Origin of the sequence: Pseudarthrobacter sp. NPDC092202 (genome assembly GCF_044755505.1) — a bacterium.
Classification (GTDB): Bacteria; Actinomycetota; Actinomycetes; order Actinomycetales; family Micrococcaceae; genus Arthrobacter.
Genome location: NZ_JBIVRG010000024.1, coordinates 1 through 22267, shown reverse-complemented (window position 1 = coordinate 22267; position 22267 = coordinate 1). Strand labels below are relative to the sequence as shown.

Here is a 22267-nt window from a genome sequence, read left to right as displayed (position 1 = left end):
CACACCGATGTACCCCAAGGAAGGGAACCGAAATGGGCGATCTGGCGCAGAAGCCGTTGCTTGAGAAAGCACCCACCACACATGCCGGCCTGCTGGCGTGGGTCGAAGAGGTTGCAGAGCTAACGCAGCCGGACCGCATCTATTGGGTGGACGGGTCCGAAGAGGAAAACACCCGGCTGACCGACGAGCTCGTGGCGGCGGGGACGCTGACCCGGCTGAACCCGGAACTGTTCCCCAATTCCTTTGCGGCCTTCTCCGATCCTGCCGACGTAGCCCGCGTCGAAGAGCAGACCTTCATCTGCTCCGAGAACAAGCGCGACGCCGGGTTCACCAACAACTGGATGGCACCCGCCGAAATGAAGGAGAAGCTGCGCGGCCTGTTCGCCGGGTCCATGCGCGGCCGCACCATGTACGTCATCCCGTTCGTTATGGGCCACCTCGACGCGGAGGATCCCAAGTTCGGCGTCGAGATCACGGACAGCGCCTACGTTGTCGCTTCCATGCGGATCATGGCCAACATCGGCACAGCCGTGCTGGACAGGATGACCGAGACGAATGCGTTCTTCGTCCCCGCCCTGCACTCCCTGGGTGCGCCGCTCGAAGCCGGCCAGGCGGATGTTGCCTGGCCGTGCAACCCGGACAAGTGGATTGTCCACTTCCCCGAGGAGCGCTCCATCTGGTCCTTCGGCTCCGGCTACGGCGGCAACGCCCTGCTGGGCAAGAAGTGCTACGCCCTCCGCATTGCCTCTGTCATGGCGCGCGACGAAGGCTGGCTGGCCGAGCACATGCTCATCCTCAAGCTGACCTCGCCGGAGAAGAAGAACTACTACATCTCCGCGGCCTTCCCGTCCGCCTGCGGCAAGACCAACCTTGCCCTGCTGGACCCCACCATTGAGGGCTGGGAGGTGGAGACCCTTGGCGACGACATCACCTGGATGCGGATCGGCAAGGAAGGCGAACTGCGTGCCACCAACCCGGAAGCCGGCCTGTTCGGCGTCGCCCCCGGTACCGGCTGGGGCACCAACCCGAACGCCATGCGTGCCATCGCCAAGGGCCACAGCATCTTCACCAATGTGGCATTGACCGACGACGGCGGTGTCTGGTGGGAGGGCATGACGGACGAGGTGCCCGCGCACCTGACCGACTGGCAGGGCAACTCCTGGACGCCCGACTCCGACAAGCCCGCAGCCCACCCCAACTCCCGGTTCTGCACGCCGATCTCGCAGATCGACATGCTGGCCGAGGAGTACTACAGCCCCGAGGGTGTGGAGCTCTCCGCCATCCTCTTCGGCGGCCGCCGCAAGACCACTGTTCCCCTGGTGACCCAGGCCCGCAGCTGGACCAACGGCATCTTCATGGGCTCCACGCTCTCCTCGGAGACCACGGCAGCCGCTGCCGGACAGGTCGGCGTGCTGCGCCGCGACCCCATGGCCATGCTTCCCTTCATCGGGTACGACGCAGGCGACTACCTGAAGCACTGGATCAGTGTCTCGGGCAAGGCCAACCCGGAGCGGCTGCCGCACATCTTCCTGGTGAACTGGTTCCGCCGCACCGCCGACGGCGGCTTCGCGTGGCCCGGCTTCGGCGACAACGCACGTGTCCTCAAGTGGGCCATCGAACGCCTCGAGGGCAAGGCGGACGCCGTCGAGACTCCCATCGGCTTTGTGCCGACAGGCGGCTCGCTGGACCTTGCCGGCTTGGATCTCACCCACGCCCACGTGGAAGAGGCCGTCCGCGTGGACCGCGAGGAATGGGACGCCGAGCTGGCCTCCATCGAGGAATGGTACGCAAAGTTCGGTGACTCACTTCCGGACGCCCTGCGCGCCGAGCTTGAGGCTCTGAAGGAACGGATGGCTGACCACAGCTGACCGCCAGCGACAAGCAGGCATAACGACGGCGGCGCCGCACCTTTTTCTGGAAGGTGCGGCGCCGCCGTCGTCCGCCATGAGTTTTTGTCCAGATATGCAGACTTCAGGGGCCTCCAAGCCTGCACATCTGGACAAAAACTCCAAGGGGGTGGGGGTTAGCTGGCCAGCCAGATGTCCGGGCCGAAGACTTCGTAGTGGATCCGTGTGGCGGGGATGCCCGCGTTGATGGCCTCGTTGCGGATGTTCTTCATAAACGGCAGCGGCCCGCAGAGGTACAGCGATGCGTCGGCGGGAAGGTCCACCTCGCGCAGGGACATGAAGCCTTCCTTGGCTCCGGCCACCGGCTGTTCGAGCCACAGCTGCAGTTCGGCGCCATCAAGGCGTTCGACGTCGTCCGTCATCTGGCTGCGCAGCGCCCAGCTGTCCAGGGTGCTTTCCGCGTGGAGCACCAGCACCTGCCGGTCTGATCCGGCCTCTGCCAGGGAACGGAGGATGGATGCGGTGGGGGTGCAGCCAATGCCGGCGGACGCGAGGACCACCGGGCCCTCGCCGTCCTTGAGTGTGATTTCGCCGTAGGGGTTGGAGATCTCCAGGATGTCGCCCACCTGGACGCTGTTGTGGAGCACGGGGGAGACCTCGCCGCCATCGTCGAGCTTGGTGGTGAAGCTGCGGGTGGTGCCTGCTTCGCCGGACAGGGAGTACTGTCGGACCTGGCGGAGGCCTTCCGGCAGGGTCACCTTGACGCTGATGTACTGGCCGGGCAGGGCCTCGGTGACCGGGGTGTCGTCAGCCGGTTCCAGGGTGAAGGTCATGGAGCCCGCGCCGGCTGGGGTTTTGGCCGCCACCCGCCACGGCATCCACATCTTGTCATTTGCCTGCGAAGCGTAGAGGCCCTTCTCGAGCTTGATCAGGGCGTCCGCCATCAGCCAGTACACCTCGGTCCAGGCTTCGGCGATCTCCGGGGTGATGACCTCGGCCAGGTCCTCGGCGATGGCAGCGAACAGGTGCTCGTAGACCACCTGGTACTGCGGTTCCGTGATCCCCAGGGAGGCGTGCCGGTGGGCGATCCGGGACAGGACGGTCTCGGGAAGCGTGCCCGGGTTGTTCACAAGGTGGGTGGCGAAGGCGGCGATGCTGCCCGCCAGCGCCTGCTGCTGGTTTCCGGAGCGCTGGTTGGAACGGCTGAAGAGGCCGTCCAGGAGTTCGGGGTGGGCGGCGAAGAGGCGGGCATAAAAATTGGGCGTGATGGCGCCGATCCGTGAACCAACAAGGGGCAGCGTTGCTTCAATGACGGGACGGGATTTTTCCGAGAGCATGGGAACTCCTGAGGTCGTGACCGGGGCCTTCGTCCGGCCTTCGCGAATACCTGCATTTCAAATGCCGGTTTTCATACCTCAAGTTCTACAGCGTGTAGAAAATTGATGCAAATCGTGTTGTAACAGGAGTTCCTGAAGGTGTCGCGCCGCGGGAGCAGGTCCCGCAAAATGTCCCCCGAGTCAGAGGCCCGGGCGCAGCCCGATCATGTCGAAGACCGGGGCCATTTGGCGGGAACCCGGCAGGTCCGCGATGACGACTGAATCGAGTTCCCGGTAGAAGGCTTCGCGGGCGCGGGCCAGTGCAGCGCGGAGCCTGCATTCGTTGATCAGCGGGCAGTTGCCGCCAGGAGCCACGCAGTCCGCCGGATCAGTCCGGGTATCGAGCTGGCGCAGGACCTGCCCCACGGTGGCAACGCGGCCCGCATGGCTGAGCCGGGAGCCGCCTGTCCGGCCGCGGACCACCTCGATCAGTCCCAGGCTGCGCAGTTTGGTCATTGCTTTGCTGACGTGGTTGTAGGGAGTCCCTACCGAGTCGGCAATGCTCTGTGTTGTCAGCAACGCACCGCCGGGTGCCGCCGCAAGCACCATCAGCGCCCGGAGGCTCACATCGGCAAAAGCGTTGATCTTCATGGGGAGCCGCCGGTCTAGTCCACCCAGATGGCGGGTTCGCTGGCATCGGCGGCCAGGTCACCAAATTCCCACGTCTGCGTCCCGGCATTGGCCGAGTAGGGCAAAACGGCTGCGAAGACGGAGCCGTCGCGGTGCTCAGCCGCCACGTGGATGGCGTCCGAGTCCTCCTCAACCAGCAGGATGTCGCACACAACCGCGGCGGCCCGGAAGTCCTCCCGGTTCTGCCGCAGCAGGGCGGTGAGATCACTGATCATGGTTTCGGCGTCGAAGTCCCCGTCCGAACCTTCATCGGCATCCGCCGGGGAGACCGCTACCAGCCGCACCTCGCCGTCGTTTTGTACGGTCAGGGCGAACGGCAGGAAACCGCCGTTGCGCTGGAGCTGCTCCTGGGCGGCGCTGACACCCGTACCCAGGAGATTCTCCAGGTCGGTTGCGGTGGCGTCCGGCACCGAGTCACGCCAGGATTGCTGCTGGCCGGAACCCTGTTCTTCGGTGGCGGGCCCCATGCTTTCCGTCATGCTGCCCTACGCCCGGACAAGTGCCAGGACCCGGTCCCGGATGCGTTCCATGGTGGCCTGGTCGGTGGCTTCCGCGTTGAGCCGGAGGAAGGGCTCGGTGTTGGACGGCCGCAGGTTGAACCAGTAGCTGCCGTCGTTGGCCGTGAACGTGCTGCCGTCCAGGGTGTCGATGGCGACGTCTTCACCGGCAAAATCTGCACGGACTCGCTCCACGGCAGCGGGCTTGTCATCCACTTCGGAGTTGATTTCACCGGAGCTGACGTAGGGCTCGTATTCCCGGCCCAGCTCGGACAGGGGGCCGTCCTGTTCACCCAGGGCGGCCAGGACGTGCATGGCCGCCAGCATGCCTGTGTCTGCGTTCCAGAAGTCGCGGAAGTAGAAGTGTGCCGAATGTTCCCCGCCGAAGACCGCGCCCTCCTCGGCCATGACGGCCTTGATGAAGGAATGGCCCACGCGGGTACGGACAGCCCGGCCGCCGTCGTGCTCTACGAGCTCTGACACGGCCCGGGACGTGAGGAGGTTGTGGATGATCGTGGGGGTCTCTTCGCCCTGTGCCTTTGCGCGGGCGATCTCGCGGCGGGCCACCATGCCGGTGATAGCGGACGGCGATACGGCGTTGCCCTTCTCGTCCACCACGAAGCAGCGGTCGGCGTCGCCGTCGAAGGCAAGGCCGATGTCGGCGCCGTGCTCCACTACTGCCGCCTGCAGGTCGCGGAGGTTCTCCGGCTCAAGCGGGTTGGCCGGGTGGTTGGGGAAGGATCCGTCCAGCTCGAAGTACAGGGGAATAATGTCGAGGGGAAGCTTGGGGAGCAGGGTGTCGCCCAGCACTGCGGGCGTGGTGAGGCCGGCCATGCCGTTGCCCGCGTCCACCACTACCTTCAGCGGACGGGAGCCGGAAAGGTCAACCAGTTTGCGGAGGTATTCCGAGTAGTCCTTGAGCACGTCCCTGACGCCGATCTGCCCGCGCTTTTCTGCAGCGGGCATGGAGCCCGCATTCAGGTACTGCTCGGCCAGCGCCTGGATGTCCTTGAGTCCCGACTCGGAGGAGATGGGCACGGCACCGGCCTTGGACATCTTGATGCCGTTGTATCCGGCGGGGTTGTGGCTGGCGGTAAACGTGGCGCCGGCGCGGTCCAGGTAACCGCATGCAAAGTAGAGCTCGTCGGTGGAGATCAGGTCCAGCAGCTCAACGTTGGCGCCGCGGGTGGCTGCGCCGTTGGCGAAAGCCTTGCTGAAGTCGGGGGAGGAGGGGCGCATGTCGCCGCCTACCAGGATGGTCTGGCCTTGGAGTTTAAGGACGTCCACGAAAGCGGCCCCCACGGCTTCGACGATTTCGGCGGTGATGGACTCGCCTACGATGCCCCGGACGTCGTACGCCTTGAAGGATGCCGAAAGGTCAAAAGCCGTTTTCTGTTCGCTAGTCACGGGCTTTATCTTACGGTGAAGCCGGGGGTCGGCAATTGAGGGAGGGCTATGTTTGTGGATAAACACATTCGGGGAGCCAGGGGCCATGGCCGGTCCACGTCCGAAATCCACATAGCGGCGGCAGCTCGTTCCCGGGTGTCGGACGTGGCTGGGATACTGAATCAATGGTCGATAACCAGCACGCCACCGCTCTTTCTGAAACCGCATTTTCTGAACCCGCACTTTCTGAGCCAGCACTTTCTGAAACCGCCGTCTCTGACCCTGCAACCATTGAGGTGCCCCCCTCCTCGGCCACGCACGCGCAGGCCCTCGAGGTCCTTCGCGAACTGGTCGGCAACCCGGCGGCCGGCTTCCACGAGGGCCAGTTTGAAGCAATCGAGGCATTGGTCGACGGCGGCCGGCGGGCCTTGGTTGTCCAGCGCACCGGCTGGGGAAAATCGGCCGTATATTTCGTGGCTTCCCTGCTGTTACGCCGCAGGGGCGCCGGACCAACCCTGATCGTTTCGCCGCTCCTGGCCCTGATGCGGGACCAGGTGGCTGCCGCCGCCCGTGCCGGGGTGCGCGCAGTGGCCATCAACTCCGCCAACCAGCTGGAGTGGGACAGCGTCCGCGAACAGCTCGCCGCTGACCAAGTGGACGTCCTGCTGGTGTCCCCGGAACGGTTGACCAACCCTTCCTTCCGTGAAAACCAGCTGCCGGAACTCATCCGCCGGACGGGACTGCTGGTGATTGACGAGGCTCACTGCATTTCCGACTGGGGCCACGATTTCCGCCCGGACTACCGCCGGATTGCGGACCTGATCACCCAATTGCCGGACACGGTCCCGGTGCTCGCCACCACCGCCACGGCCAACTCACGGGTTGTGCACGATATCGAAGAGCAGCTGGGGGCCGGCGTCCTGACCATTCGCGGTGCACTTGGCCGGGATTCATTGAGGCTGGGCGTGCTGTCCCTTCCCGACGCCAAGCAGCGCCTGGGCTGGTTGCTGACCCACCTCGCGGACCTTCCAGGCAGCGGAATCATCTACACGCTGACGGTGTCCGCAGCGGAGGACACGGCGCGGCTGCTGGCCGAGGCCGGCCACGAAGTGCTCGCCTATACGGGCCGCACCGACCCCGCCGACAGGGAGCGGGCAGAACAGCTCCTCAAGGACAACCAGGTAAAGGCCCTGGTAGCCACCTCGGCATTGGGCATGGGGTTCGATAAGCCTGACTTGGGTTTTGTGGTCCACCTCGGGGCTCCCTCTTCCCCTGTTGCGTACTACCAGCAGGTAGGGCGGGCAGGCCGTGGCGCAGCCAACGCCGATGTCCTGCTGCTTCCCGGCCCGGAGGACCGCGACATCTGGCAGTACTTCGCCACAGCCTCCATGCCCTCTGAAGAGAAGGCCGCGGCTGTCCTTACTGCCCTGGCAGAAGCCGGCACTGCACTTTCCACAGTTGCCCTGGAAGCGCGGGTTGATCTTCGCCGCACTCCGCTGGAACTCCTGCTGAAAGTCCTTTCGGTGGACGGTGCGGTGGAACGCGTGGGCGGTGGCTGGCGGTCCACCGGCCAGCCATGGATTTATGATGCCGAGCGGTACCAGCGCATTTCCGAGGCCCGCGTGGACGAGCAGGACTCCATGGTGATCTACCAGGACACGGCCGGGTGCCGCATGGAATACATAACCTCCGTCCTGGATGACGAGACGGCGCACGCCTGTGGCCGGTGCGACAACTGCGCCGGGCAGTGGTTCAGGGCAGATATTGCTGAACAGGCCACGGCCGCGGCCAGCCAGACGCTCAGCAGGGCAGGCGGGGTGCTGGAGGCGAGGCTGCAGTGGCCCAGCGGGATGGACCGTCTGGGAGTTCCTGTGAAGGGAAAGCTCAAACCGGGCGAAGGGCTGGTCGAGGGACGTGTCCTTGCGAGGCTGACCGATCTTGGCTGGGGCGGTGCACTGCGCGAGCTGTTCGCTGCCGGCGCGGCGGACCGGGCGGTTGATCCTGGCATGCTGCAGGCGTGCGTCCAGGTCCTGCGCGAGTGGGGCGCCGGAGACTCACGCAATCCCGGCTGGAGCGGTGTGGGGCGGCCCGCCGCCATCGTCAGCGTCCCTTCGCGCGGCAAGCCGGAGCTGGTGGGCTCCCTTGCCAGAGGCATTTCCGAGATCGGGCGCATCCCGTACCTGGGCGAGCTGCAGCTGGCCCATGGGGGGCCCACCGGAAGCCGGGGCGGCAACAGCGCCTACCGCCTGGCTGGTGTGTGGGACCGCCTGGTCGTGGGGCCCGAACTTGGGGAGGCGCTGGGTTCTTTGCAGGGCGGCAGCGTCATGCTGATAGACGACATCGTGGACAGCAGGTGGACGCTCACAGTTGCCGGCCGGGCCCTTCGCCAGGCCGGTGCGGGGGCTGTCCTTCCCCTGGTACTGGCGCAGGCCGGCTGACGGGGGCACGGCTGACGGGGCAGGCTGGAATCAGGTGGATAGCGTCGGGCCGCCAGCCCCAGGGCCGCCGCCCTAAGCCGCCCGGCCCCAAGACCTGGCATCAGGCCGCACGGCCTCAAGCCCCGGCTTCAAGCATGCGGACGCCAAAACCCAATAATCACTCCAGCCCTGGGCTGGTTCAGGCCCGCTGGGTCTTGCGCTGGCTTACCTCTGCCCCGGCATGCCGGGGCAGGAAAAGGCTGTCCGCGGTGCTCGCCAGCATGAGCACCGCCATGGCGAGGAATGCCCCGCGGAAGGGGCCGGCGGCGTCATCGGAAAAGCTGCCGAGGCCATCGAACAGCCGGATAAGCAGGGCACCCACGGCGATGCCGGCAGCAGCGGCGAGCTGGACCAGGGTTGCTGAGACCACGTTCGCCGAGGTGAGCTGCGCAGGGGCGATGTCCGCGTACTGGACCGAAGCGTAGGCGGAGAAACCGATGGAGCGGAACGCCCCGCTGCAGACCAGCAGTGCGAAGGTCAACGGCTCGGGGGTGTCCGCTGTCAGCAGGGCACAGAGGGCGAAGGTCGCTGCGGAAGCCAATGAGGCAAACACGAGCATCGCCCTGAAGCCAAAGCGCCGGATCAGGGGCGTGGTGGCCGGTTTGATGCCGATGTTGCCGATAAAGACTGCAGCCACCATGGCACCGGCATGCAGCGGGGACCAGCCGAACCCGGCCTGGAACATCAGCGGCAGCAGGAACGGGACGGAGCTGATGGTCAGCCGGTAGGCGAACCCGCCGGTGGCCATCGCCCTGAACGTGCGGGCGCTGAACACCCCAAGGTCAAAAAGCGGCGTGCGGGCCCGACGCATCCAAAGCACGGCGCAGGCCAGGGCAACCGCACCGGATCCGGCACTCAGGGCAGCCCAGGGAGTGTCCGGGTGGGTGCTGGCCAGTTCCAGGCCCACCACCAGTGCCCCCACGCCGAGAGTGGTGAGGGCCAGCCCCGGCCAATCCAGCCGCCGCCCGCCGTCGCCCGCTTCTGCAGGCACCAGCCGGAGTGCAGCCAGGAAGGCGGCCGCACCCAGGGGAAAGTTAATCAGGAAGATCCAGTGCCAGGACAGGTACGTAGTCAGCGCACCGCCAACCAGTGGAGCCAGGACGGGAGCCAGCAGCCCGGGCCAAACCAGGAAGGCGGTGGCGCGCAGTAGTTCGGCCTTGGGTGTCCCGCGAAGGACCACGAGGGTTCCGACAGGAACCATCATGGCGCCGCCGAACCCCTGGGCGATCCTGCTGAGGGTGAGCGCGGCGAGGTCCTGGCTCAGCGAGCAGGCGAGTGAAGCGACCGTGAAGATGGCGATGGCGAGGCAAAAGACCCGGCGGGCACCGAAACGTTCTGCAAGCCAGCCACTGAGCGGAATGCCCATGGCAACGGTGAGCAGGTAGGCCGTCATGGTGATGTTGACGTCCGGGGCCGGCACCCGGAAGTCGGCAGCGATATTGGGGATGGCCGTGGTCAGGATCGTGCCGTCGAGGAACTCCATGAAGAAGGTGGCGGCGACCAGGAGGGCCAGGCGCGGACTCCATGCCTGCGCGGTCCCGGGCGTCCCAGCCGCCGTGTTGCTTGCTGCCATTCGTTCATCCTGCCACCGGCAGAACATCCGGTGCGCCCGGTGTCCGTACCCCGGACGAACCGGGAGGGAACACCACGCAAGGCACATGCCCGGAACGTAAGAGTCCGGGAACCCAAAAAGTGCGGGAACGCAAAAGGCCCCGGTCCAAGACCGGGGCCAAAACGCGGAGACGGGGGGATTTGAACCCCCGGTGGAGTTGTGCCCCACACTTCATTAGCAGTGAAGCCCATTCGGCCGCTCTGGCACGTCTCCAATTGCTATTCCTAGCCCACCAAGGATACGCAGAACGGGCCATGCAGTGCAAAACGGACCACCGGCACTGCCCACAGCGCTTAGCGGTTGCCCGCTGCCGGCTTCACTGCGGGGGCAGCCCGCCCCTGACCATCCTGATTTCGCGGAGGTTTTCCCAGTCCGGGATCGTGTCCGCCGCCCCGTCGGGTTCGAAGCCGAAGTGCCGGTAGAAGCCAATGGCGCGCCCGTTGTCCGCTGCCACCCATAGGCTCGCCGCGCTGGTGCCCAGGGCGGCGTCCAGGAGGCGGCGTCCCAGCCCCAGCCCCTGGTGCGACGCCAACAGGTACAGACCCCAAAGTTCCAGGTCTCCGGCCGACGGCGGAGGGGCAGCATGCGTTGCATCACCGGCAGGCACGTGGCGGACGCCCGCAAAACCAACCAGGGTGCCGCCGTCGCACGCCACCCACACATCCGCCGGTTCGGCTGCCTCCAGCAGGTGCCGCCAGAGAGGCAGGCGGTCGGCGGGGACCCGGGAGGCGAGGAACCCGTCAGACAGCATCCCGCGGTAAGTCTCCTGCCAGCAGCGGGCATGGATCTCCGCCAGGCGTTCAACGTCAGCAGGCTCCGCCCGCCGCAGGTCCAGGCCCACCGCTACCCCAGGCCGCCAGCCAGGGCTTTCCACAGGAAGTGCTGGCTCCGTGCCTGGAGGGCGGCTGCCTGCCGGTTGTCGGACGCTCCGGCGTGCCCGCCCTCCAAAGCTTCATGGAACCAGACGTTCGGAATGCCCATGGCCAGCATCCGAGCGGCCATCTTGCGCGCCTGGACGGGACCAACCCGGTCATCGGAGGTTGCGGTCCAGATGAACGTTTCCGGGTATTCCACCCCGTCCTTGAGCAGGTGGTAGGGGGAGAAGGTCCTGATGTATTCCCACTGCTCCGGGACGTCCGGATCACCATATTCGGCAATCCAGGAGTGGCCGGCGGAAAGCCTCGTGTAGCGGCGCATGTCCAGCAGCGGCACACCGCAGGACACGGCACCGAACAGCTCCGGGTACCGGGTGAGCATGTTGCCCACCAGCAGCCCGCCGTTGGATCCGCCCACGCAGCCCAGCCGTTCGCGGGAGGTAACGCCGCGGGACATGAGGTCCCGGGCAACGGCGGCGAAGTCCTGGTAGGCCTTGTGCCGGTTCTCCTGCAGCGCCGCCCGGTGCCAGGCCGGCCCGTACTCGCCGCCGCCGCGGATGTTCGCCACCACGTAGACCCCGCCGCGGGAGTGGGGAGCGTCTCCGTCAGCGCCGGCAGGCATGGAGGTCCGGCGCTCCAGCCATGCCCTGCCCACCGTGCCGCTGTAGGCCGGCGTGCGGGACACCTCGAACCCGCCGTAACCGGAAAGCTGCGTGGGATTCTGCCCGTCCAGCGGCAGGTTCCGTGGGGCCACCTGGAAGTAGGGGACACGGGTTCCGTCATCGGAAACGGCGAAATGCTGCTGCACTTCATAGTCGCCGTCAGCAAAGAACGACGGCGATGCCTTCACCTGGGCGTGCCGGCTCACCACGCCGGACGTCGCGTCAGTGGTCCGTTCCAGGGTGCCCCGCATCAGCGTGGTGGGAGTGGTGAACCCGGTGGCAACGAGCCAGAAGTCGTCGCCCGCGCCGCCGTCGGACGCTGACTCGTCCTCATCGTCCACCGCATAGGCGTTCACGTCATGCAGCGGCGGGCAGGCGTCGAGAAGGGTGGATCCCCAGGTGCCGCCCGGACCATCCGCGGGGCCGGAAGGATCCAAAACCCGGATTTCGGACGAAACATCCTTGAGGAGGTTGAGCAGCAGGAAGTTCCGGGTCCAGCTCCAGGACTGCAGCGACGTGCGGGCGTCCGGGGTAAACAGCACCGCCAGGCCCCGTGCGCCGGCCAGATAGTCCTCGAACCCGCAGGCAAGCAGTGAGCCGGCCGGATAGGTGTTTCCGTCAACCACCCAGTCCTGCTGCGGCCGGAACAGGAGCCATTCCCGGTGCGCGCTGACGTTTACGTCGGTGGGCACGTCGATCTGCACCCACTCGCCGTCCCGCAGCACCAGGTTCTTCCGGTTGAAGAAGTCGATGTAGTCAACGGCGAAGGTCCGCTCGTATCCGGGAGTGGAGTCGTGCGCCACCACTGCCATCATGTGCTGCTCGGGAACCTCGAACAGCAGGGGTGCACCCGCCAGCCGGGCGCCGCGCTTCAGCGTGACCGCCGTCCGGGCGTAGGAAGAAGCGGTCTTCGGCAGCCCCTCCGCGGTGGAGGCTACCAGCAGCGTGTCCGCGTCCAGCCACGAAACGTTGCCCTTCGCCGTCGGCAGGTCAAAACCGCCCTGGACAGGGTCCACGAACGTCCTGCTCTCCACGTCGAACTCCCGGTACCGGTTCGCATCGCCGCCGTCGGGGGAGAGCGCCAGCAGGGCCAGCCGGTAGGGCTCGCCGGCCCCGGGCCGCAGGAAGGTTGCGCCGTGGAACACCCACTCCTGGCCCTCCGCTGCGGCCAGCTCATCGACGTCGAGCAGAACGTCCCACTCGGGGGAATCCGTGCAGTAGCTCTCCCAGGTAGTGCGCCGCCACAAGCCCTTGGGGTTGTGGCGGTCCTTCCAGAAGTTGTAGTACCAGTCCCCGCGCTTGCCCACCATGGCAATGCGGTCCGTGGAGTCCAGCACCTCCAGGATGCTTCCTTCCAGGGAGGCGTAGTCCGCATCCTCCAGCAAATCTTCGGTGCGGGAGTTTTGCTCCTTGACCCAGGCAAGCTGCTCTTCGCCGTAAATCTCCTCCAGCCAGACATTCTCGTCGACGGGCTCGGGCGCAGCGCTGGAGGTGGCCTGGCCGGAGCCGGGGACGGACGCTGAATCAGCTGCAGTGGTGGTCATTGGGCCATCCAAACAACTTAGCTGCCGGCGGGCAAGTCACGCGTTCAGCCCGTACGCTGGATGCCGTGGAAATAACGCAGAGCATCCGGACCGCCATCATCGGTGCAGGTCCCCGGGGCACCAGCGTTCTGGAACGCCTGCTCGCGCACGCAGCCGCCCTGGCCACGGACGGCACGGGTTCAGTGCGGCTCCACATCGACGTCGTCGATCCTTTCCCGGCAGGGCCCGGGCATGTGTGGCAGCCACAGCAGTCACGGCTGTACCTGATGAACACGCAGTCCTTCTATCCCACGCTGGTTCCGCAGGACCCTGCCCTGGCCGCGCCCATCGCCGGGACCACCTTTGACCAGTGGCGGGCGCTGCAGCAGGCACACCCGTCGCCGTTCCTCACCGATGACGAGCGGGCTGAACTGGCCGTCCTGGAATCCAGCGACTTCCCCAGCCGGGCCCTCTACGGCCGCTACCTCCGCTGCACACTGGACGAGCTGACGGAGAAAGCACCTGACGGCGTCACCATCGAATTCCACGAAACGTCCGCGGAGTCGGTGCGTCCGGCGGCGGACGGAATATACGACGTCGGCCTGGCAAGTGGTGCCACGCTCCGCACCAACGCCGTGGTGCTTGCTTTGGGGCACGTCCCGTCCCGCTTGAATCCGGAACAGCGGGAGCTGCAGGGCGCGGCGGTGCAACTCGGCCTGCGGTACCTGCCGCCGGCTGTGCCGGCCGACGTCGACTGGGCCGCCATTCCCGCCCGTGAGCCCGTGCTGGTCCGCGGCATGGGCCTGAACTTTTTCGATGCCATGGGACAGCTCACCGAGGGCCGCGGGGGCAAGTTCGTCAGCAACGGCGGGAAGCTGACGTACGAACCGTCCGGCCAGGAGCCGCTGATCATTGCCGCCTCACGGCGCGGGACCCCCTACCGGGCCAAAGCGGCGCTCGCCGGCTACTACCCGTCGTCGGTCACCCTGAGGTACCTCACCGAAGCCGCCCTGGAGCGCTTCCGCACCGCAGGGATCCGGCCGGGTTTCGACCACGACCTCTGGCCGCTGCTACACCGCGACACGCTCTGGGCGTACTACTCAACCCTGGTGCGCTCGCAGCCTGGCGCCGTCCCTGGTGCCGCTGCTTTCCTCACTGCGCTTGAAGAGGCGCTGCACCCGCATGCCCACAGCGCTGCCAAGTGGGAGGACAGTGTTGAGAGCGTCCTGGCCGTGCACGTGGGCCCGCGCCACCGGCTTGACCTGCCCGGGCTGGCAGCGCCGCTGGCCGGGCGCTCCTTCGCTTCCCGCGCCCAGCTGGACGCCGCCGTCGTCGAATACCTGCTGGACGATGCCCGCCGCTCAGCCCTGGGCGAGGATGATCCGGTGAAGATGGCCATCGGCGCGCTGCACCGCGGCAGGGCTGTCCTCAAAACAGCAGTGGCCGACGGCGGCATCACCGACGAATCATGGGTCGCCGGACTGCGTGGCTGGTTCGAGTCCTTTGTGGAAGGGCTGGCCAGCGGGCCGCCGGCGCTCCGCTCGGAGCAACTCGCCGCGCTCGCAACCGCCGGAATTGTCAGCTTCGTGGGGCCCGACCCCAAATTCGGCGTTGACCGCAGGAACGCCGTGTTCACTGCCACGTCCCCCTGGGTGGACGGGCCGCCCGTGACGGCAAAGACCATGGTGGAGGCGCTCGCCCCGGGCAACAGGGTGTCCGCAAATGATTCACCCGTGCTTGAACAGCTGCTCGCGGAGGGGCTCGCCAGGCCCCGGCTGATGATGACGGCGGAGGGCGCACCGGTGCAGTCCACGGGCCTGGATGTTGTGCCCCACCCCTACCGGCCGGTGGCGGCCAACGGGTCGGTGTCCGGGAACCTTTATGTGCTGGGCCTCCAGCTCTCGTCCTCGCAGTGGGGCACAGCCATCGCCGCCGAAGCCGTGCAGCCCGGCCAGCCTGCCTACCGGAGCGGCCAGCGGACGCTCCGGGACGCCGACGAGATCGCCAGGGCCATCCTCGGACTGTAGCTGCCCCGGACGCTCTCTCACTTGATGTGCTTAAAGCCCAGATGCTCTCTCACTGGTGAGAGAGCATCTGGGGAAATGGCGCCTTAAGTGAGAGAGCGTCGGAGGTTTTCCGGACTTTTCACACTTCCAGGCGGGGCCGTCAGCCGCGCAGGCAGGCCCGGTAAGCGGCCATGGCCTGGCCATAATTCAGCTGGCCGGCCAGGTCCGCAGGCCGTGAAGGCTTGACCGGTTTGGTGCAAACCGGTTCGGCAGGCCCGGTTGCTGCCACTTTGACCTCTACCGTGACCCTCGTCCCCGATTCCGCAGCGGTGAGGACCAAAGTTCCCGGCCCGGCAGCGGCACTTGAGGGGATGGCCAGGTCCACTGTTGCGGAACCGGCCGTGACGGGCACGGACCCTAGCTCGGTCACAACCCCGGCGGTGTCCGTAAACACTGCCGAGAGGGTCTTGTTGACCGGGCTGCCCAGAGAGGTCAGGTCCAGCTTGGAGACCGAGAGGCTGACCGGTTCGCCGGACTTGACCTCACTGGCGGTGGTGTTCGTGACGGCCACCGATCGCCGGGCGAAATCGGGCGAGACCGGGCTGCTGTCCTGCAGGTAGCCAATCCACGCGTCACGGTCCACCAGCCCCGAGTCCTTGGTGTTGGCACCTTCGGTGAAAACGCGGAAGTTGTCGCCCCCGGTTGCCAGGAAGCTGAATGTGCCCACCCGGTAGGACCTGGCCGGATCAAGCGCAGCCCCGTTCACGCGGACGGAGGTGATGCGGTCACCGGCCGGCCGCGCGGCGTCGTACGTGTAGTTCACGTTCTTGGACAGGCCCAGCTGGATGTAGGCGCGGCTGGGAACCGTGCCGTCCGGGTTGGTCTGCCATTGCTGCTCCAGCAGCGTCTTGAACTGTGCACCCGTCAGGGACGTGGTCCACAGGTTGTTGACGAACGGAAGCACCGCGTTGGCTTCGGCGTAGGTAATGGTGCCGTCCGGGGCGTAGTACAGCTCGTTCCGCAAGCCGCCCGCGTTGACCACACCGATTTCGGCGCCGCCCAGTTCGGCGGGCTGCAACGAGTTGAGCAGCGAGTCCGCCACCAGGTTGCCCAGCGTGGATTCGCTGCCGCGGTCATCACGTTTTGCCACTCCGGCGGCGTCCGTGGTGAAGGCCGTGGTGATGTCGGCCGTGACGGCACCAACGGGCTGGTCGCCGATGACGGCGGCGTCCGCCAGTGCCTTCTTAACGATCGCGTCGACGGCGGCCACGCGCGGATAGGCGGCGACCAGGTCTGCGGCAGGATCGGTGGTGCGCTTGACGTTTCCGGCCTTGTACGCAGTCACCTGCTTGGTGGCGGTGTCCACGGTGAGCTGGATCTGGCCCACGTTCTCGCCGTAGTTGCCCGTCTGGACAATCGGCCGGGTCTTGCCCTCCACACCGGGAACCGGTGCGTCCCAGGCGTACTCCTTGTGGGTGTGCCCGGTGAAGATGGCGTCAACGTCCGGGGACGTTTCGGTGACCAGCTTCGCGAACGGGCCGCCGGCAGCCACTTCCTCCTCCAGGGTGGAGCCTTCCACCGTTCCCGAACCGGCGCCGTCGTGGTTTTCCACGATGATGACGTCGGCCAGGTTCTCCGCGGTGATCCGTGCGGCCGCCCGGTTGATGGCGTCCACGGGATCACCAAACTCAAGGTCGGCAATCCCGGCGGGGGTCACCAGGGAAGGGACTTCCTGCGTGACCGTGCCGATGACGGCCACCTTGATGCCGTCCATCTCCAAAATGGTGAACTCTGGCAGGGCCGGCTCAGTGGTGCCCTTCTTGTACACGTTCGCACCCAGGTAGGGGAACCTGGCGTTGGTGCCGCCGGCGATGACGCGGTCCTGCAGGTCCGCCCAGCCGCCGTCGAACTCGTGGTTGCCGACGGCCGAAGCCCGAAGCTCCAAGGCGTTCAGCACATCGATGGTGGGCTGGTCCTTGGCAACCGCGGAGGCAAACAGCGACGCGCCGATGTTGTCCCCGGCGGAGAGGAAGGCGGTGGCGCCGGGTGCGGCCGCCGCACGGAGTTTCTCGATGGTTCCTGCGAACAGGACCGTGTTGGTGTCGATCCTGCCGTGGAAGTCGTTGATGCCCAGGAAGTTCAGGTCAACGGTGGCCGGAGTGGACTGCAGGTCCAGGCCGACCACCACGGGATCGTGGTCGCTGGCACGGAACTGGTCCGGTGCGTAGTAGTTGGTGACGTTGTTGTTGTAGCGGCTGTATTCCAGGGCCACCGACTCAACCGAGTTGATGTTCCAGATATCAGCACCTGTGACCACCGCATTGGCGGCGGGGGAGGCCAGGATGTGGTCCAGCGAGCCCACCAGGCCGCCGAAGAGGTAGGAGTGCTTGGCGGTGCCGTCGGCGTTGCGTGCTTTCTCGTCCTGGTTGACGTAGCCCTCTGCGGTGAAGACGTTGATGGGGTCTTCCTTGGCGTAGGCGTTGAAGTCGCCGATCAGGAACACCTTGTCCGTGCCCTTGGACTGCTGCAGGGACCTGGTGAAGTCGAGAAGGGACTTTGCCTGGGCTGTGCGTGCCAGGTTTGATGCGCCCTGCCCCTGGTCTGTGTCCTCGGGGGTGGCCGCGGAGCCTTTGGATTTGAAGTGGTTGGCGATGGCGATGAACTCTGTGCCCGTACCGCCACCCACGGGCTTGAAAACCTGGGCCAGCGGCTTGCGGGCGTTGGAGAACGCCACGGTGTCGTTGTGGATGATGGACTCACCCACAGGCTCCGCAACTGCCTTTTTGTAGATGAACGCGGTGCGGATCATGTCCTCGTCGCTCAGCGGCGGCGCGTTGGCAGGGGACCTGACGTAATCCCAGATGCCCGGCGTTTCGATGTTCAGGGCGTCCACCAGCTTGGCCAGGGCGTCGTCCCGGTCCTTGCCGAACTGTGCGGAGTTCTCTATCTCCATCAGTGAGACAACATCGGCGCCGGCCTTGGAGATGGCCGAGACAATCTTGTCCTGCTGCCGTTCGAAGTTCTCTGCGTTGGCGGCGCCGCGTGCATCGCAGCCGCCGCGGACCGTGATCGGGTTGCCTTCGCGGTCCTCATAGTAGGTGCAGCCCGTGAGCTGGTCACCGGTGGTGGGGAAGTAGTTGAGCACGTTGAAGGAGGCGATCTTGAGGTTGCCTCCTACTGCGGCAGGAGCGTCGGTGCGCGTAGCCCCGAACGACGCCGGCTGGACTGTGGCCTTGTTCGCTTCTGTGAGGTGGGTCAGCGGCTGGAGCTTCCAGGCGTTGTTGCCGTATCCGAGCACCACATTGGTGGTGAACGTGACCGGCGAGCCCACCCGTACCGGGTCAGCCGTGGTCAGGTAGGGCAGCACTTGGGCTTTGGTGGGGGCGTCCCGCAGGAAGTTGGTGCTGGAACCGTCGTCGAGCTTGATCCCGCGCGCCGCGTTGTCCGCCACCGTTGCGGTGTACTCAGCTGAGCCGTAGGGGGCGACGGCGGTGGGCTGGACCAGCGGCGTTGTTCCGCCGGCGAGGCCGATCTCGCCGTACTGGTTCAGGGTGTAGTTGTCCGTGACCGTCAGCGGGCCCTGGGGTGCCAGGAGCATGCCTTCCAGGGATTCGCGGAAGGTTTCGCTTGCGGGCAGCGTGAACGGCGTTGCCTTGACTTCGGGTGCGGCCTCAGCCAATTTGGCCAGGCCTGCGGCTGCAGTGACGTTGATCTGCGTCATGCCGTAGTACTCGGCCACGGTGCCCGTGACCTGGACGTGGTCTCCGGCCTGGACCGATGCCACCGTGGCGGGGGAGTAGATGAAGATTCCGTCCGAGGCGGCGTGGTTCGTTGCCGTCAGGTCGCCGCCGGTTCCCGCTGTCTGCAGGTAGTAGCCGTTGAGGCCGCCGGTGGGAAAGACCGCGGTGACCTTACCGATGGTGGTTACTGTTGATCCGGTGAGGGGGCTTTGCTCGCCCGTGCCCTGGATCTCGGCGATGGACCTGTTTGACGGCGTGGGGTCGGGTGTGGGATCGGGATCCGGTGCGGTGCCGCCGCCAGGGGTTGGGCTGATGGTTGCGCTGAGGCTGAAGTCCGCCGCATTGCTGTTGCTGTCCGCGCCCCCGCTGCGGTTCAGGCTCCTCGCGTCGCCGGTACCCGCAGGGCCCGCAGCCAATGCGGTTTCGAATGTGTTCGAGGAGCCGTAGCCCAGCAGGTCCGCCACGCCCGCGGGTTCCACCTGGGAGCCGGTGGACAGCGCGACGGCGGTGGGCTGCTTTGCGAGCACGATGGTGCCGGAGGTGCCGCTGAAATTCAGGCCTCCCGCCACGAGGTCCGGCGTGGGGAGGTCCGCGCCGTTGGTTCCGTTGCTGGCACCCTGGATCAGGTAATGCCCCTTTGCCGCGATGGTGCCGGAAAGGGGTGCCACTGAGGTAGGGGCTGCCGTACCGGCTGCCGAGCGGTACTGGACTGACCAGCCGTCCAGCGACACCGGGGCGTCAGAGGAGTTGTAAAGCTCCAGGAACCGGTTCTTGTAGGCGGCGCCCGTGCTGCCGCCACTGAGGTAGGCCTCGTTAATGACAACAGGGGATGTGCCTGCCGCAGGTGAGACCTCCGCGGCTGTATTGTCCGCAACTGCGGGCAATACTGCCAGGGGAGCCAGAAGCCCCGCCGACAACGCTGTACCCAGCGCTAGTTTCCAAGGTGTGTGATGCATCCGCTCGTACTTTCATAAGGGTGTCCCGGTGGGGGACCCGATGGAAGATGTCCGGGTTGTACCGACGGACAGGGGCCCGGATCCTGCTCCTGGTCAAGTGGTATCCGGCACATCACAACAGCGCTGAATGAACGCAGGGTTGATAGCGCGTGCATTCGGCGGGACGCTCCCCAGCGGAACGGGCCACCTACCGGCCGGGAGCCCCAGTAGCCCCGGTTCCGGTGATGCTGTTGGCGGTATGTGGTGGCCGGCATCTACCCCAGTGTGCCGACTATCACAAAGGATACCGGCCAGTAGCTTTGGTGGAACGGTGCGGGGCAAATTTGCCGGAACAATTTACGCGGGGGGCGCTGGTTTCCCTCGCGGCTGCCCATTCCGGTCCCGCTGCGGCCTGCCGCAGCTTAAACGAAGGACCCCTGTCCGCCAGCATGCTGGCAGACAGGGGTCCTGTTTCGCGGAAGGTAAGAGATTCGAACTCTTGGTACGGGGTTACCGCACACTAGTTTTCAAGACTAGCTCCTTCGGCCGCTCGGACAACCTTCCTCAACAAGTAGTGTTTCATAGGCACTTGCCTGCAACAAAACAGAGTCCGGAAGGTGTCCGGTGCACACTGGTTGCACGCAGTATTCAGTCAGAAACGGGAGTGTTCCATGAAAGCCGTCTACATTTCGGAGCCGGGCGGCCCGGAAGTGTTGGAGGTCCGCGAGGTCGAGGCCCCGGTACCCGGTACCGGAGAGGTGCTGATCGACGTTGTGGCGGCCGGCCTCAACCGGGCGGACGTGCAGCAGCGCAGGGGTTTCTACCCCCCGCCGCCGGGAGCCCCGGACATTCCCGGGCTTGAGGTGTCCGGCCGGATTGCGGGCTTCGGTCCCGGTGTCACGAGGGCGTTTTCCCTCGGTGACAAAGTGGTTGCGCTGCTGGCAGGGGGCGGCTATGCCCAGCAGGTGGCCGTCCCCGCCGAGCAGGTCCTCCGGGTGCCTGACGGCGTTGACCTGGTCACCGCGGCAGCGCTTCCCGAAGTTGCCGCCACCGTGTACTCCAACCTGGTCATGACCGCCCAGCTGCAGGAGGGGGAGACCGTCCTGATCCATGGGGCCACAGGCGGGATCGGCACCATGGCCATCCAACTGGCCAAGGCGCTCGGCGCCAGGGTTGCCACCACGGCCGGTTCTGATGAAAAAGTGAGCACGGCAAAGGCCTTCCTGGGTGCGGACATAGCCATCAACTACGCCGAGGAAGATTTTCCCGCGAGCCTTCGCCGCCAAAACGGAGGCAAGGGTGCGGACGTCATCCTCGACGTCGTCGGCGCCAAATACCTCAAGCAGAACGTGGACGCGCTCGCTGACTATGGACGCCTGGTGGTGATCGGACTGCAGGGCGGCACCAAGGGTGAGCTCGATTTGGGGCAGCTGCTTCAAAAGCGGGCTGCTGTGGTGGCCACAGCCCTGCGCCCGCGACCCGTGGAGGAGAAAGGCGCCATTATGTCCGCCGTCCGCGACGCCGTATGGCCGATGGTCAGCGACGGAAGGGTCCGGCCGCTGGTGGCAAAGACATTCCCGCTCGACCAGGTGCGCGCGGCCCACCGGTACTTCGACACCGGTGATCACGTCGGCAAGATCCTCTTGGTCATGTAACCGCTCCGCCCGCAGACCGTTGCCCGCCGAGCACAAGGAACAGCATGTCCATCCGCCATAGCCTCCTCGCCCTGCTGCAGGACCAGCCCCGCTACGGCTACCAGCTGCGGGCCGAGTTTGAGGCGCGCACCGGCGCTACCTGGCCGCTGAATATCGGACAGGTGTACACCACCCTGGACAGGCTGGAACGCGACGCCCTGGTGGCCCGGGACGGCGACGACGGGAACGGCCACGTGGTGTACAGCATTACGGCGGCCGGCAGGGCGGAGATCCGGGAGTGGTTCGCAGCGCCGGTGGAGCGGAGCAGCCCGCCGCGCAACGAGTTGGCCATCAAGCTGGCGCTCGCCGTCACCACGCCGGGCGTCGATATCCAAGCCATTATCCAGGGCCAGCGGATGGCCTCCGTCCGCGCCCTGCAGGACTACACCAAAGCCCGGCGGGACACGGCTTCAAACCAGCGGGCCGTTGATACGGCGTGGCTTTTGGTCCTGGACTCCCTGATTTTCCAGACTGAGGCGGAGGTCCGCTGGCTTGATCTGTGCGAGGCAAGGATGATCCAGCAGGCACAGGGGAAATAGGCAACACAATTGGGTCTTTTTGAACGCGGAGGACAGGTTTACCGTGGGGTGCAGGAGCCGCCCGGCCGGGCGGTGGAACTTGGAGGAAGCTCATGACAACCCACGTGGCCGACTGCAGCGTAACGAACTGTTCCTTTAACGATCACACCAACTGTAATGCTGCCGCCATCACGGTTGGCGGCGCGGAAAACCACGCGCACTGCGCCACCTTCATCGACACCGGTATGCACGGCGGACTGCCGAAAGTCCTTGCCGACGTCGGAGCCTGCCAGCGCTCCGAATGCGTCCACAACGACCACCTGATGTGCAAGGCGGCCGAGGTGCATGTCGGCCCCGGTGCTGACAACGCTGACTGCCTTACCTACTCGCACGCCTAAGCCTCGATCCACCGATGAGCCTTCGGCTGGCCGTCCTGGCGTGACCGGTGCGAGATGATGCGCCGCGGGCAGGGGTGTGTTCCGGGCGTCG

General features: G+C 66.1%; 14 protein-coding genes and 2 tRNA genes. 6 read left to right on the top strand and 10 right to left on the bottom strand.

What is annotated here, in order from left to right:
• Positions 1 to 32 precede the first annotated feature (32 nt).
• Positions 33 to 1868, top strand: coding sequence for a phosphoenolpyruvate carboxykinase (GTP) (locus ACIQF4_RS20515; protein WP_400517692.1), 1836 nt, complete (start codon positions 33 to 35; stop codon positions 1866 to 1868).
• A gap of 155 nt (positions 1869 to 2023) precedes the next feature.
• Here ACIQF4_RS20515 and ACIQF4_RS20510 read toward each other — a convergent pair whose 3' ends face one another.
• The 4 genes from ACIQF4_RS20510 to ACIQF4_RS20495 all read right to left on the bottom strand — a co-directional run bounded on the left by ACIQF4_RS20510 (position 2024) and on the right by ACIQF4_RS20495 (position 5757).
• Entirely contained in the window at positions 2024 to 3184 is a 1161-nt protein-coding gene (locus tag ACIQF4_RS20510; RefSeq protein WP_400517691.1) for a globin domain-containing protein, read from the bottom strand.
• Positions 3185 to 3364: 180 nt separating this feature from the next.
• A complete protein-coding gene (locus ACIQF4_RS20505; protein WP_350000656.1) occupies positions 3365 to 3814 on the bottom strand; it encodes an Rrf2 family transcriptional regulator in 450 nt (149 codons plus the stop codon).
• Positions 3815 to 3828: 14 nt separating this feature from the next.
• Positions 3829 to 4332 (bottom strand): hypothetical protein, encoded by a 504-nt coding sequence (locus tag ACIQF4_RS20500; RefSeq protein WP_350000654.1) that lies wholly within the window; start codon positions 4330 to 4332, stop codon positions 3829 to 3831.
• Positions 4333 to 4338: 6 nt separating this feature from the next.
• Positions 4339 to 5757 carry a phosphomannomutase/phosphoglucomutase gene (locus ACIQF4_RS20495; RefSeq protein WP_350000651.1) on the bottom strand — a complete coding sequence of 473 codons (1419 nt, stop codon included), beginning with the start codon at positions 5755 to 5757 and terminating at the stop codon, positions 4339 to 4341.
• Between the two features lie 164 nt (positions 5758 to 5921).
• On the opposite strand from ACIQF4_RS20495, the gene ACIQF4_RS20490 reads away from it, so the two are divergent.
• Positions 5922 to 8174, top strand: a complete 2253-nt coding sequence (locus tag ACIQF4_RS20490) for a RecQ family ATP-dependent DNA helicase (RefSeq protein ID WP_400517690.1) — start codon at positions 5922 to 5924, stop codon at positions 8172 to 8174.
• Positions 8175 to 8352: 178 nt separating this feature from the next.
• Here the strand turns inward: ACIQF4_RS20490 and ACIQF4_RS20485 are convergent, their stop codons facing one another.
• From ACIQF4_RS20485 to ACIQF4_RS20470, 4 genes are all read right to left on the bottom strand, one after another.
• Positions 8353 to 9786 (bottom strand): MFS transporter, encoded by a 1434-nt coding sequence (locus tag ACIQF4_RS20485; protein ID WP_400517688.1) that lies wholly within the window; start codon positions 9784 to 9786, stop codon positions 8353 to 8355.
• A 164-nt stretch (positions 9787 to 9950) separates the two neighbouring features.
• Positions 9951 to 10038 (bottom strand) — tRNA-Ser (locus tag ACIQF4_RS20480).
• A gap of 103 nt (positions 10039 to 10141) precedes the next feature.
• Positions 10142 to 10666: a GNAT family N-acetyltransferase gene (locus tag ACIQF4_RS20475; protein ID WP_350000645.1), complete on the bottom strand. Its 525-nt coding sequence runs from the start codon at positions 10664 to 10666 to the stop codon at positions 10142 to 10144.
• 2 nt (positions 10667 to 10668) lie between these two features.
• Positions 10669 to 12906 carry a prolyl oligopeptidase family protein gene (locus ACIQF4_RS20470; RefSeq protein ID WP_400517687.1) on the bottom strand — a complete coding sequence of 746 codons (2238 nt, stop codon included), beginning with the start codon at positions 12904 to 12906 and terminating at the stop codon, positions 10669 to 10671.
• A gap of 65 nt (positions 12907 to 12971) precedes the next feature.
• Here ACIQF4_RS20470 and ACIQF4_RS20465 point away from each other — a divergent pair, with 65 nt between their 5' ends.
• On the top strand, positions 12972 to 14912 hold the full coding sequence (locus ACIQF4_RS20465; protein WP_400517685.1) for an FAD/NAD(P)-binding protein: 1941 nt from the start codon (positions 12972 to 12974) through the stop codon (positions 14910 to 14912).
• 139 nt (positions 14913 to 15051) lie between these two features.
• On the opposite strand, the gene ACIQF4_RS20460 is transcribed toward ACIQF4_RS20465, so the two are convergent.
• Entirely contained in the window at positions 15052 to 19587 is a 4536-nt protein-coding gene (locus tag ACIQF4_RS20460; protein ID WP_400517683.1) for an ExeM/NucH family extracellular endonuclease, read from the bottom strand.
• Positions 19588 to 20042: 455 nt separating this feature from the next.
• Positions 20043 to 20130, bottom strand: a tRNA-Ser gene (locus tag ACIQF4_RS20455).
• 107 nt (positions 20131 to 20237) lie between these two features.
• Between ACIQF4_RS20455 and ACIQF4_RS20450 the strand changes: the two genes are divergently transcribed.
• The 3 genes from ACIQF4_RS20450 (at position 20238) to ACIQF4_RS20440 (ending at position 22176) form a co-directional block, all read left to right on the top strand.
• On the top strand, positions 20238 to 21221 hold the full coding sequence (locus tag ACIQF4_RS20450; protein ID WP_350000639.1) for an NAD(P)H-quinone oxidoreductase: 984 nt from the start codon (positions 20238 to 20240) through the stop codon (positions 21219 to 21221).
• A gap of 44 nt (positions 21222 to 21265) precedes the next feature.
• A complete protein-coding gene (locus tag ACIQF4_RS20445; protein ID WP_350000637.1) occupies positions 21266 to 21799 on the top strand; it encodes a PadR family transcriptional regulator in 534 nt (177 codons plus the stop codon).
• A gap of 92 nt (positions 21800 to 21891) precedes the next feature.
• The gene (locus ACIQF4_RS20440) at positions 21892 to 22176 is read left to right on the top strand and encodes a DUF1540 domain-containing protein (protein ID WP_066273802.1); all 285 of its coding nucleotides are present in this window, start codon (positions 21892 to 21894) and stop codon (positions 22174 to 22176) included.
• Positions 22177 to 22267 lie beyond the last annotated feature (91 nt).

Coding starts and splice junctions, on each gene's coding strand:
- ACIQF4_RS20485 (WP_400517688.1), bottom strand. CDS start 9,786: ATGGCAGCAAGCAACACGGCGGCTGGGACGCCCGGGACCGCGCAGGCA.
- ACIQF4_RS20510 (WP_400517691.1), bottom strand. CDS start 3,184: ATGCTCTCGGAAAAATCCCGTCCCGTCATTGAAGCAACGCTGCCCCTT.
- ACIQF4_RS20505 (WP_350000656.1), bottom strand. CDS start 3,814: ATGAAGATCAACGCTTTTGCCGATGTGAGCCTCCGGGCGCTGATGGTG.
- ACIQF4_RS20490 (WP_400517690.1), top strand. CDS start 5,922: ATGGTCGATAACCAGCACGCCACCGCTCTTTCTGAAACCGCATTTTCT.
- ACIQF4_RS20460 (WP_400517683.1), bottom strand. CDS start 19,587: ATGCATCACACACCTTGGAAACTAGCGCTGGGTACAGCGTTGTCGGCG.
- ACIQF4_RS20450 (WP_350000639.1), top strand. CDS start 20,238: ATGAAAGCCGTCTACATTTCGGAGCCGGGCGGCCCGGAAGTGTTGGAG.
- ACIQF4_RS20440 (WP_066273802.1), top strand. CDS start 21,892: ATGACAACCCACGTGGCCGACTGCAGCGTAACGAACTGTTCCTTTAAC.
- ACIQF4_RS20515 (WP_400517692.1), top strand. CDS start 33: ATGGGCGATCTGGCGCAGAAGCCGTTGCTTGAGAAAGCACCCACCACA.
- ACIQF4_RS20500 (WP_350000654.1), bottom strand. CDS start 4,332: ATGACGGAAAGCATGGGGCCCGCCACCGAAGAACAGGGTTCCGGCCAG.
- ACIQF4_RS20445 (WP_350000637.1), top strand. CDS start 21,266: ATGTCCATCCGCCATAGCCTCCTCGCCCTGCTGCAGGACCAGCCCCGC.
- ACIQF4_RS20470 (WP_400517687.1), bottom strand. CDS start 12,906: ATGACCACCACTGCAGCTGATTCAGCGTCCGTCCCCGGCTCCGGCCAG.